10 protein-coding genes and 1 pseudogene are annotated in these 12,620 nt (G+C 36.0%); 9 read left to right on the forward strand and 2 right to left on the reverse strand.

Annotated features, from left to right (window positions below; all coding sequences use genetic code 11):
• Positions 1 to 100: 100 nt before the first annotated feature.
• Positions 101 to 499, reverse strand: coding sequence for a YkvA family protein (locus tag AWW83_RS09300; RefSeq protein ID WP_092351099.1), 399 nt, complete (start codon positions 497 to 499; stop codon positions 101 to 103).
• A gap of 22 nt (positions 500 to 521) precedes the next feature.
• Entirely contained in the window at positions 522 to 1,880 is a 1,359-nt protein-coding gene (locus AWW83_RS09305; RefSeq protein ID WP_092351100.1) for a TldD/PmbA family protein, read from the reverse strand.
• A gap of 116 nt (positions 1,881 to 1,996) precedes the next feature.
• Here AWW83_RS09305 and AWW83_RS09310 point away from each other — a divergent pair, with 116 nt between their 5' ends.
• The 9 genes and pseudogenes from AWW83_RS09310 to AWW83_RS09350 form a co-directional block, all read left to right on the forward strand.
• Positions 1,997 to 3,340: a glycine--tRNA ligase gene (locus AWW83_RS09310; RefSeq protein WP_092351101.1), complete on the forward strand. Its 1,344-nt coding sequence runs from the start codon at positions 1,997 to 1,999 to the stop codon at positions 3,338 to 3,340.
• Between the two features lie 2 nt (positions 3,341 to 3,342).
• On the forward strand, positions 3,343 to 4,257 hold the full coding sequence (locus AWW83_RS09315) for a TIGR01777 family oxidoreductase (protein WP_092351102.1): 915 nt from the start codon (positions 3,343 to 3,345) through the stop codon (positions 4,255 to 4,257).
• 21 nt (positions 4,258 to 4,278) lie between these two features.
• Complete coding sequence (locus tag AWW83_RS09320; RefSeq protein ID WP_092351103.1) at positions 4,279 to 4,491, forward strand: DUF5320 family protein; 213 nt, start codon at positions 4,279 to 4,281, stop codon at positions 4,489 to 4,491.
• Between the two features lie 19 nt (positions 4,492 to 4,510).
• Complete coding sequence (hutI, locus tag AWW83_RS09325; protein ID WP_092351104.1) at positions 4,511 to 5,758, forward strand: imidazolonepropionase; 1,248 nt, start codon at positions 4,511 to 4,513, stop codon at positions 5,756 to 5,758.
• Positions 5,759 to 6,049: 291 nt separating this feature from the next.
• Complete coding sequence (locus AWW83_RS09330; protein ID WP_234697298.1) at positions 6,050 to 8,068, forward strand: T9SS type A sorting domain-containing protein; 2,019 nt, start codon at positions 6,050 to 6,052, stop codon at positions 8,066 to 8,068.
• Between the two features lie 244 nt (positions 8,069 to 8,312).
• A complete protein-coding gene (locus AWW83_RS09335; protein ID WP_092351108.1) occupies positions 8,313 to 10,097 on the forward strand; it encodes an acyl-CoA dehydrogenase family protein in 1,785 nt (594 codons plus the stop codon).
• Between the two features lie 35 nt (positions 10,098 to 10,132).
• Positions 10,133 to 10,987 (forward strand): PDDEXK family nuclease, encoded by an 855-nt coding sequence (locus tag AWW83_RS09340; protein ID WP_092351105.1) that lies wholly within the window; start codon positions 10,133 to 10,135, stop codon positions 10,985 to 10,987.
• Entirely contained in the window at positions 10,984 to 11,754 is a 771-nt protein-coding gene (locus AWW83_RS09345; protein ID WP_092351106.1) for a TRM11 family methyltransferase, read from the forward strand. The genes AWW83_RS09340 and AWW83_RS09345 overlap by 4 nt, the downstream gene beginning before the upstream one ends.
• Positions 11,755 to 11,765: 11 nt before the next feature.
• Positions 11,766 to 12,620, forward strand: a pseudogene (locus AWW83_RS09350) (DNA methyltransferase); the annotation flags it as partial.

The following is a 12,620-nucleotide window of genomic DNA, read 5'->3' on the forward strand; positions in this document are numbered from 1 at the left end:
AAAGAAAAGTCAAGTATTAACTCACCCTTACTCACCCCCTTTCCCCCTCTCTATCACATAGAGAGGGGGTGCTCGTTAGAGCGGGGGTGAGTTATTCTAATCAATCGTAATATCGCTCAAGTTCCTTGCTTAAATATCGTACAACCATCGCAACTATACCTATATCATCAAGAAAACCAACTATTGGAGATATATCTGGAATTGAATCAAGCGGAAGGATAAAATAAGCAAGCGCAAACACAGCAAGCGATTTTTTAATAAACGATACTTTCGGGTCTTTCATAAATTTATAAAGTGCGAGCAAATCTCGCTTGAAATTAAACTTGCCTTTAAGTTGTGAAAGTTTTCTCCAAAAATTTCTCTCAACATACTCAACATCTTTTTCAGAAATACCTTTTGCTTTTTCCTTTATTGAATTTATCTCCTTCAAACCTTCATTTCTCTGCTGAACATAAATTGACGCATCAAGCCCGAGATTTTCTATATATTTTTCTGACATCTTCCAGAGCGTGATTTTGTTTTTAATCCGATGCAACTGTCATCTCGGAAACCAGAATAGTTGGAGATGCAATGTTTCCGAAGAAAATTAAATCATTGCCGATTAAAACTATGTTTTCAAGTATGTTTTGAAGATTGTCTGCTATTGTTATTTTATCAACTGCGAAAGCAAATTCACCATTTTTTATCCATAAACCGCTCGCACCTTTTGAAAAATTACCTGATACAATGTCAACTCCAAATCCGATAAGTTTTGTGACGAGTAACCCTTCGTTAATTTCTTTAATAATTTCTTCAGCGGTTTTATCACCGGGCTTGATGTAAAAATTCAACGGCGATGGCGAAGGAATTGTGTTATATCTTCTGTAAGCATTTCCAGTCGGAGATTGACCGAATTTTTTCGCAGTGATTGAATCAAGCAAAAACATCTTTAAAAATCCATTTTCAATTATTACTTTTTTCTTTGTTTCAATCCCTTCATCATCAAACGGCTTTGAACCAATCCCAAAATCCATACAACCATCGTCAAAAACAGTTAAAATTTCGCTCCCAATTTTTTCATTCATTTTATCAGAAAGAAAACTCATTTTCCTATACGCATTTTTTCCATTAACCGCCTGAGAAATGTAAGATAAAATTACTGCTGCGCTCATCGGGTCAAAAACAACCGGATACCTTCCTGTTTTAATTTTCTTTGGATTAAGAAGTTGTAAAGCCCTTACGCTTGCTCTTTGAGCCACGATCTCCGGAGGTTCAAGATTATCATAAAATCTATTAACAGAGTTATAAAATGCGGTTTGACTTTGTGAATTTTCCGTTGCAATTACCGAGCAATAAATTTCAAACAAAGTTCCTTCATATTCGCCCGCAAAGTCATTTGAATTTGCGATAATTCGCCTTTGAATTAAATTTCCAAATCCAGTTGATTCAACCCCGATCCTTGTGTCATAAGATTTCGCAAATTTTTCAATCTCAAACGCAATTTTTATCTTTTCATCAACACTTATTGAATTTACATTCGGGTCAAAAATTTTAACATCATTTTGTCGCTTGCCCTCAACCTGTGGTAAAATGTTATCTTCTTCAGGTGTTGAGTTATTGGCAATTAAAATTGCCTCTTCAATTGCCTTTTCAATCGCAAAGTTTGAAAAATCAGTTGTATAAGCAAAACCAATTTTTTTATTTTTGAAAACTCTTATCCCTAAACCGTGCGTCACTGCTTGTTTTAAGGATTCAACTTCTCCATCTTTGACGGTTGCGGAAAATTCCTCATCTATTGAAATGAAAACATCGCATTCATCGGCTCCTTTTTTGAGAGATTTTGAAACTATTGACTTTGCAAGTTCAATCATAAGTTCAACTTCTCGTTTGCGTTTTTCCATAATTTAGAAATTTTGCCAGAAACTTTGAAATTTTTGCGCAAAAGATTAAATTTTTATCAAATAAATGAAAACTTGCCTTGCGATTTTAAAATTTAGAAAAACAAAATCAAAAACACATGACAAAGAAAAATACCGCAACATCAAATCAACAGCAACTTATGGATAAAATTGTCTCGCTTTGCAAAAGAAGGGGTTTTATCTTTCAATCAAGCGAAATTTACGGCGGTATAAATGCTTGCTGGGACTATGGACCTCTGGGAGTGGAACTTAAAAACAACATAAAGCAGGCGTGGTGGAGAGCGATGGTTTATGAAAGAGACGATATTGAAGGTCTTGATGCAGCAATTTTAATGCATCCGAAAGTTTGGGAAGCATCCGGACATGTGGAGAACTTTACCGACCCGCTGGTTGATTGTAAATCTTGCAAACTTCGTTTCAGAGCCGATCAAATCCCAGAGGAAAATTTGAAATTGAAAAAATGTCCCGAATGCGGTGGAGAATTAACAGAGCCGAGAAAATTTAATCTTATGTTCAAAACTTTTATGGGTCCGGTTGAAGATGAGGCACATGTTGTTTATCTTCGCCCCGAAACTGCGCAGGGAATTTATGTGAATTTTGAAAATGTCTATGTCTCAATGCGAAGAAAAATCCCATTTGGAATCGCTCAAATTGGAAAAGCATTTAGAAATGAAATAACCCCGGGGAATTTCATTTTCAGAACAAGAGAGTTTGAACAGATGGAGATGCAGTATTTCGTTCGTCCCGGGACAGATATGGAATGGTTTGAAAAGTGGCGTGAGGAAAGATTTAAATGGTATTTGAGAATCGGAATAAAGCCGGAAAAACTTCGCTTTCATCAGCATGGTCCAGATGAACTTGCGCACTACGCATCCGCTGCCTACGATATTCAATTTGAATTTCCATTCGGATGGCAGGAGCTTGAAGGAATTCACAACAGAACAGATTATGACCTGTCAAGACATCAACAATATTCAGGGAAAGATTTGAGCTATTTTGATGATGAAATCGGACAAAAATATATCCCTTACATAATTGAAACATCAGCTGGGTGTGATCGGACATTGCTTGCGGTTCTTGTAAATGCCTATGATGAAGAAGATACAGGAAAGGAAATAAGAACCGTCCTTCGTCTTCATCCATTCCTTGCTCCAATAAAAGCAGCGGTTCTCCCGCTTGTCAATAGAGAAAATATGCCACAAATTGCGTGGGAAATTTACAAGTCATTGAAACCCCATTTCAAAGTTTTTTACGACGACAGCGGTTCAATCGGAAGAAGATACAGAAGACAGGATGAGATTGGAACTCCCTTCTGCTTCACTGTTGACTCTCAAACTCTTCAAGATGGCACTGTCACAGTAAGAGACAGAGACACGATGAAACAAGAAAGAATTCACAAAAGCGAAGTTCTTGACTTTTTAAAAGAAAAAATAACATTTTGAAAATGGCTAAAACAATCGCAATTGCAGGTGGAACTGGATTTCTCGGGAGTTATGTCGCTGAACTTCTTCACAACGATGGATATAAAATTTTAATTTCAACGAGAAATCCAGAAAAAATTTCGGATAAATTCAAAAAATTTGAAATTTTCGGATGGAATCCGCAAACTGAAAATTTTCCAACGGATGTAATTCAAAAGTCCGATGTTGTGATAAATTTTTTGGGTGAAACCATATCCCAAAGGTGGACGCAGAAAGTAAAAGAACGCTTGCGAAGTTCAAGGATTGATTCAACGAGAAAAATAGCGGAGGCATTTTCAAAAGTTGATTCAAATGGAAAAGTTTTCATCTCTGCGTCTGCAACCGGAATTTACGGAAGCAAGCGCGATGATGTTCTTGATGAGGACTCAAACCCTGGAGATGATTTTCTTGCGAAGTTGTGCATTGATTGGGAAAATGAAGCGAGAAAAGTTGAAGACACGGGAGCAAGGGTTGTGATTTTGAGAATTGGCATAGTGCTTGGGAAAGGAGGTGGATTCCTCGCAAGGTTAACTCCACTATTTAAACTTGGTCTTGGTGGGAAAATTTCCAACGGGAAAGCGTGGATGTCCTGGGTTCACATTGATGACCTTGCAAAAGTTGTTAAATTCGCAATTGAAAATGATGGTGTCCGTGGAGTTTACAATGTAGTTTCACCAAATCCCGTGACAAATGAGGAATTCACAAGGACATTTGCAAAAGTTTTAAAACGACCTGCAATTTTCACAGTCCCAAAGTTCGCACTTAAAATTTTATTCGGAAAAGAACTTACGGAAATTGCTTTGATATCAAGTCAAAAGGTTCAACCGAAGAGATTAACAGAAGCAGGATTTAAGTTTCAGTATGAGGACATTGAATCAGCGTTAAGAAGTTTATTTTAAAACAAAAACTTATGAAAAGTTATGTGGTGGCACAGGCACAGGGGCTTTGGCAGAAGATTTGGAGGTTTCTGGTTTGGCTTTGGATTTCCCCCTATTGAAGCTTTCTGGTCAGGGTTCAGACCCTACATAACGAAAGAAGAATACATTGAAATGCTTGAAGATTATAAGAAACAACTTGAAGAAGAGCTTGAAGAAGTTAACAAAGAAATTGAGCGATTGAAGAAAGAAGGATAAACTTGCGAGACGATAATTTATGTTTTTAATTCACAACGCAAGCCAACTCGTAACCGTTGCATCATTAGGGGAAAAATTTAAAAGAGGTAAAAAGCAGGGAGAAATTTTTGTCATTGAAAATGGAAGCGTCCTTGTGAAAGATGGAAAAATTGAGTGGGTTGGAAAAGCAAGTGAATTCAATTTCAAACTTTATGACGAAGTTAAAATAATTGATGTATCCGGGAAAGTCGTGATGCCAGGGTTCGTTGATTCACACACCCACCTTGTTTTTGCGGGGACAAGAGAAAATGAGTTTGATCTGAGAATAAAAGGTTTTACATATCAGCAAATCGCACAGATGGGGGGTGGAATTTTAAGCACAGTTGAGAAAACAAGAAAAGCAACGAAAGAAGAACTTTTCAAAATTTCACAAAAATATGCATTTAAAGCGCTTGCAAACGGAACTACAACAATTGAAATTAAAAGTGGATATGGCTTAAATTTTGAAGATGAAATTAAAATTCTTGAAGTTGCAAATAATTTAAACGATAACCCAATTCACACGATAGGAACATTTCTCGGGGCGCACGCAATACCGCAGGAATTCAAAGAGAGAAAAAATGACTATGTTAAGTTAATAACTGATAAAGTCATACCCGAGGTCTCAAAGCGAAAACTTGCGAAATTTTGCGATGTTTTCTGTGAAGATGGATATTTTACACCAGAAGATTCAGAAAAGATATTGAACACGGGAAAGAAATTTGGACTTTTGCCCAAGATCCACGCCGAACAATTTTCAAACTATGGTGGAGTTAAAGTTGGCTTAAAAGTTGGAGCGATCTCTATTGATCATCTTGAAAACATTTCTGATGAAGACATTGAAATTTTATCCAAATCAAATTCCATAGCAGTTCTTCTCCCCGGCGTCTCATTTTTCCTTAACTATCAATACCCACCAGCGAGAAAATTAATTGATTCAGGTGTTCCAGTCGCAATCGCAACAGATTTTAACCCTGGCTCATGTATGAGTTTAAATATGCAACTTATGATGACAATTGCATGCACACAGATGAGAATGACAATTGAAGAAGCAATAACTGCAGGAACTCTAAATTCCGCTTCTGCACTTGGAATTTCGGATATTTGTGGAAGCATTGAGCTGGGGAAAAGAGCAGATATTGTCGTTTTCAATGTCAGCGATTATAAAATGATTCCATATTTTTTCGGCGAAAATCATGTTGATAAAGTGTTCGTTGCAGGAAACTTGAAGGTTGGCGTGATTGAATAGATGTGACATATATCACTTTGAATTTGGTTTGGGGAAATTTATATTTAAAGTGAATTTAAAACAAAAACAAGGTGGTCATCATGCGTCGGCTAAATTTTCTCTTGCTTTTGCTTTTTCTTTTAAATTTGCCCTTATCGGCACAAAGTTTTTTATGTATCAAGTTCAACCCCACCCGATGGTGGTTCAATTTCAACAACAGGTCTTACTCCCGTCCAGATAACACTTAACTTCACACAACCACTTGACACGACAAAGTTTCTCTCATATGAACCACCTTACTTTTTGAGATTTTTGTTTACTGAACCTAAAGATTCAATCATACCATCTCCACCATTCTTTCAATTAAGCTCTGACCTTAAATCAATCACATTTTATCTCATCTTAAAACCCAACACGGATTACTGCTTTGTCCTGACAGATGCGTATTCACAACTTGGGGCACGACTTGAAAAATTTTTCGTTCTCAACTTCACAACTGCCTCTGGTGTTGAACGATGGTCTGTGAGTGGAACTTTAACTTTGCCATCTCAAAAAATTAACATTCCTGATATTTCTAATTTAAACTTAAAGATTCAAAACCCAAAAGAAATGTTTTCGGCTCTTGACTTTAATGATTCAAAATTTTCAAAGAAGAATGTAGATAATTTGAAGAAAATCTTTTCTAGCTTGAACTTACAGATGAAACCGATGAAAATTGCAAGCGTTGATCCAAATTTAGGTGTGGTTGTTCTCCTTGATAAAAACCCACTTACCGAGCCAAATGCAATTGTCAAGTATGCTGCAAATGTTGGAAGTGATTTCAGCTTCACCATAAGATTTGTGAGAAACGGGACATATTATCTTTTTGCTGGATTTGATACTCAAAGAGATGGAATCCTTGACCCAATGATGGGAGATCTAATTCTTTTCTATGATGCAAACGGCGATGGCACGCCTGACCCAATAACTGTAAATAACAGCAATGTCTCCGGGCTTAATGTAAGCGGTGCATTTCAAATTAGACCTTTTACAATCAATGAAAAACTTCCGGAGGTAAAATCATTAGCGCAGAATTATGCAAGCGATGCGAAATTAAGAGCTGTTCAAACATTTGAAGGGGCACTTGAGTTTTCAGATTCGCTTGATGGGAAAGTTTACTATGCACAATTTTATTTCTATTCTCCAACGAAAGGATGGTTTAGTGTTTATACAAGTATATTTGAAGCGGGACTTGATACGATGCCATCACCGATAGAAGATGGCGCAACCGTTGACCTTCCAAATACATTTGTTGATAGCGATGTTGTCTTTGACAGCGCAGAAGCAAATGGTGGTTATCAATTCAGAAATGAACCGAATACAATCACAAGTATCTTTTATGAACTTCGTAATTACCTCGGCGAACAAATGCAACCAGATACAGTTAATCCATACTGGAGAGTTAGCTATTACAAGAGCGATACTTCATTCAACCCGCTTGGTTCGCTTTTATTCTACATTGATCCATCAAACGGTCGTGTTGTGAGAAAATTTGTAATTTCGTTTAAACCTGTCACCGCAAAAGAGAAATTCAACGATGTTGATTTAACGGCAAAAAATTATGCAAGCGATGCTCAGTTGAAATATGCATTTGGAATTGAAGATTCAGTTTTTGACGGGAAATGCTATATCTGGAACTATGGTTACAATAGCCCGACGAAAGGGAAATTTAGCGTCTTCTTGTTCTTGGGCGTAGCCCAAGTTGATACAACATGGCTTTTACCATTTAATTTCAACACAACGATAAGCTTGTTAAATTATCTTGACAGTGATTCAATATCTGCAATTGCTGAAAGAAATGGTGGCTCTGCTTTTCGTTCATTGTATCAATATATAACTGGTGGATACCTATATGGTCAGGGAGTAGAACCGTTTGACACGACAAGAATTTACGCAGTTGGAATTTACAATGGAATTGAACCAAGCACAAGAAAAGAGAAAAACTTATTTGTTTTGATTGATCCAATCACAGGGCAGGTTCTTGGCAGTTTTACAAAAGTTGAAAAAGACGAAGCTGTTGGCATACCCACGAATTTTGCATTGTATCAGAACTATCCAAATCCATTTAACCCTGCGACGACGATAACTTACGATTTGCCCGTTAAATCAAATGTTAAACTTATTGTTTACAACATCCTTGGTCAAGAAGTTGCAACGCTTGTAAATGGTGAGCAGGAAGCTGGAAGATACAATGTTAAGTTTGATGCGTCTGGTTTGCCAAGCGGAGTTTACTTCTACAAGCTTGAAGCGGGCAAGTATGTTGAAATCAAAAAGATGATTTTGATGAAGTAAAAAATTCGGGCGGGATTTAATCCCGCCCGTTTTCGTTTTAAATTAAACCAATATCATTCAACCTTCCTTTTCTCATCCAGCAAATAGAATTTTTTACGCAACGCATAAAATTTTTAAATTTTATGTGCAAAGCATCTTGTCGCAAACACAAGTTTGAATTTAAAATCAAAAATGGTTAAACTAACTAATGAAGAAACTTTTATTTGAACTTTTAAAACTTCACAACAAAATCAAAGGTGCTAAAATGGCGGTAGCAGAAACTTACATCAAGGGTGGAAGTTTCCTCATTCAGGAAACCACACCAGAAAACATCTTCACACCCGAAGATTTCACAGAACAACATCAAATGATCGCTCAAACCACAAATGATTTTGTTGAGAAAGAGGTTATGCCGAAAATTGAGGAAATTGAGGAACAAAACTGGGAAGTCACGCTTTCACTGATGCGAAAGGCGGGGGAGATAGGTTTGCTCGCTGTTGATATTCCGGAAGAATACGGTGGGCTTGGGCTTGACAAAACAAGCTCAATGCTTGTTGCAGAAGGTCTCGGAAGAGCAAGTTCATTTGCTGTCACACACGGAGCTCACACTGGAATTGGAACTCTTCCAATAGTTTATTTTGGAACAGAAGAACAAAAAAAGAAATATCTTCCAAAGTTTGCAACGGGTGAATTAATTTCATCTTACGCTCTCACAGAGCCGAACGCTGGTTCAGATGCGCTTTCAATAAGAACAACCGCAACATTAAGCCCTGACGGAAAGCATTACATTCTCAATGGAAACAAAATTTTCATAACAAACGCCGGGATTGCAGATGTTTACATTACATTTGCGAAGATAAACGGCGAGCATTTCACCGGCTTTATACTTGAAAAAGGATTTGAAGGAATTTCTTTGGGAAGAGAGGAAAAGAAGATGGGAATTAAAGGTTCTTCAACTCGTGCTTTAAATCTTGACAATGTAAAAGTCCCGATTGAAAATGTCCTCGGAGAAATTGGAAAAGGACATAAAATTGCGTTTAACATTTTGAACATCGGAAGATTTAAACTTGGCGCTGGTGTCATAGGTGGTGCAAAAGCAGTCATAACCGAATCTGTTAAATATGCAAAGCAAAGGAAACAATTTGGGCGACCAATTTCTGACTTCGGTTTAATCAAGCATAAAATTGGAGAAATGGCTATAAGAACCTTCGTCGGTGAAAGCATGGTTTACAGAACCGCTGGATTAATTGATGGAATACTTTTGGGAATTGATAAATCAAGTCCAGATGCGAGCGAGAAAATGTTAAAGGGGATTGAAGAATATGCTGTTGAATGCTCAATCATAAAAGTTTACGCATCTGAAATACTTGATTATGTTGTTGATGAAGGAGTTCAAATTTTTGGTGGTTATGGTTATATAGAAGAATATCCAGTTGCAAGAGCGTATAGAGATTCAAGGATAAACAGAATTTTTGAAGGGACAAATGAGATAAATCGTCTTGTCATAACAGGGATGCTGTTGAGGCGTGCGATGAAGGGTGAACTTCCTTTAATTCCAGCAGCACAGAAGTTAACTGATGAGATAATGGGATTTGGCGCACCTGAGGAAGAGACAACGGGTGTTTTCGCAGAGGAGAAAAAACTCCTGAAGTCAGCAAAGAAAGCAGGTCTTTTCGTAGCAGGGCTTGCGGTTCAGAAATATATGACAAAACTTGAAGATGAAGAAGAAATAATCGGAAGGATAAGCGACATAATTATGGAAATTTATGCGATGGAAAGCGCTATATTAAGAGTTGAAAAGATGCTCATGCGTGGTGGGAAAAATAACACAGACATTTACATTGACATCGTAAAAACATTCGTTAATGATGCTGTAATTCGGGTTGAAACGTATGCAAAGGAACTTCTTTCTGCAATTGCAGAAGGTGATATGTTGAGAACTTATTTGACAGCGTTGCGCAGATTAATAAAACACACTCCCGTTAACACAATCGCAATGAGAAGAAGAATAGCTGACTATCTGATTGAATCAGAGAGATATTCTCTTTGAGGAAAATTTAAATTTTATAGAGGTTTTGTTAAAAAATGAATAAGTTTGTGCTAGGTTCGCAAACTGCTAAAGGAGGATTTGCCAACGAAAAAATAATTTGTAGCAAGTTTAACAATTGGGAAAAAGATAAAGAAGCAAAACTCTGGTTACAGATAATGGGTTACGATATAAATAGAATAGATCAGGTAAAAGCTATTCAAATTCCCACAAGAATAAAAAGAAGCGAAATTATTAAATTTGGATTTAGCGAAGAAGAATATGAAGAATTAATGCGGTTTAAGAAAACCGATGTGCAAGTTCAAATCAAACTAATTATTTTTATAGGCAAGGTCCTAAAAATTGAAAATTTATCATTGAAAAAAGCAAATTCAGATGCCAATTATAATCAGGTGGATAAAAGATCAGTAGATTCTTATAAAGAAATGTGGAATTTTGATGATGAAATTGGAATAGCTTTAAAACTGTTCACAGGCGAAGTAAATCCTAACGATCATGTTGAAATGTTGAGAACTAAAAAATTAAGAGATATGCGGAGAATATTCTTAGATGAGCTCAAAGATGAGATAGCACAAAAAATTATATCATTTTTTAATAGGAATAAAATCCTTGTTGTAAGTGACATTTTAAAAGGCAGAGGTGGTTTTTCCGCGGATTGGATGTTGGTCACAAGATACAATAAACATAGTGATACTACCACTTGGATATTAAAAGACATAAATACGGCGATGAATTTCTTTGGTCAAGGAGAAGTAAAGATTTCACCTAATGGTAATTTATACATAGGTAAAATAACCATGCAACGAAAAGGTGGAACTCCAGATCCAACCAAATTACAATTTAAGATAAGACCTTGTGAGCTTTTTAAAATAGAAAACATAGAGGAGAAATGAAGGAAATTATAGTTTTAGCTAAGTTGAAATTTGACCTGCGAAATCCAGATGAAGCTCACTTTTCCAAATACGAAATATCCTCAATTTTAGAAGCGGATGTTCAACCGGTGAAAACTATTCCAGCTCTCTTTAAAGAACACCCCTTTAATAAAATGGATGATAGGGTAATTCACATAATCACTAGAAATTTATACCTTGGAGAGATTCAGGGCTATTTAGCTAAAGTTCCTTTTGTGAATATTGAAAATTTAATTTTAAAGCCAGCATTTTTTAGAGAAATTTATCTTATCTCTGAAGGTATAATAAATAACCTAAATAACACCCATAAAAATTACGAAGGTCTCATCAAAGTTGAAGCAAGTAGTGAAGAATTAACCGTTGTCAGGGTCTTTCCTATACAATCACTGTTTGAATATATTACTGATATAAAAAAACTGCCCGATATAGCAATTACGCCAAAAAACAAAAAAAGCTGGAATGAATATTTCGGCGAGTTAGAAAAGGGAATAGATAAAGGATTAGACGAAATGAGTGAACATTTAAGAAAAGGTTATTTTCGGGCGCCTCATTTTGGATTAGGTAAGAAGCATATAGGCGATTTTATAGATTGGGCTTCCACAGATTTAAGGAAGCCATTTTTACACTATTTACACAAATATAAAGGTAAAGGTGACCCAAGAATTTCAAGGGCTTTAATAAACCTTTTAAAAGTTAAAAGAGGAGACACCATACTTGATCCATTCGTTGGATCTGGTTCATTTATTTAGATGCTCCAACTATGGGAATAAACGCAATAGGAATTGAAATTTTAGAAATAGGAAAAATTATCTCGGAAGCGAAGTGTAATCTAAACTATGACCTTAAAAAACTAAGAACAGAGGTTATAAATCTATTCTCAGGCATAAACTGTGACGAATTTGGTTTATTCTCAAGCAAAACTGATTCCGAAGTAAAAGTAATAAGAGAAAAATTATACACAAATCTTCAAGGCGCTAAAACCCTTGCCAATATTTTACCACATTTGGATAACATAATTTCTCTGAAAAAAAGAATTGAAAAAGTTCAAGACGAAGCGATAAGGAAATTTTTTACTGTCCTGTTAAGCCAAAAAATCGTTGAGTTCTCTGAGAAAAAACAATCCAATAACTTTATTTCATCTTTTCTAACTTACTTGGAAGACAGATATCTAACCTTGTATGGCACTCTAAAACTAGCTGAAAGATTAAACATTAACTTAAGTGAGGGTAAAGTTAACATAATTAAAGGGGATTGCACAGAAATGAACTTCTTAAAATCTAATTCTATTGATGGTATTTTAACCTCTCCTCCCTATTTTGATGCACTAGATTACATTGGTAACAACAAAGCTTCAATAATTATTTTAGGTTTTGATGATGATTTAGAAATTGGTTCAACTGATAAATACTTCAAAAAATTTGAGGACTATAAAGTTGATCTGCCTAAATCATCTAAAGATTTGATTAACCTATTGAAAAAATCAAGGCGTGAAACCAAATCACAAATTGTAGAAAACTATCTCAAGATGATGAAACTATCTTTTAAAGAATGCTATAGGGTCTTAAAAACTGGCGGATTTTATGCAATGGTTATTAGCAAATTTCATAGCTGGAGT

The organism is Candidatus Chryseopegocella kryptomonas (assembly GCF_001536065.1).
Classification (GTDB): Bacteria; Bacteroidota; Ignavibacteria; order Kryptoniales; family Kryptoniaceae; genus Kryptonium; species Kryptonium kryptomonas.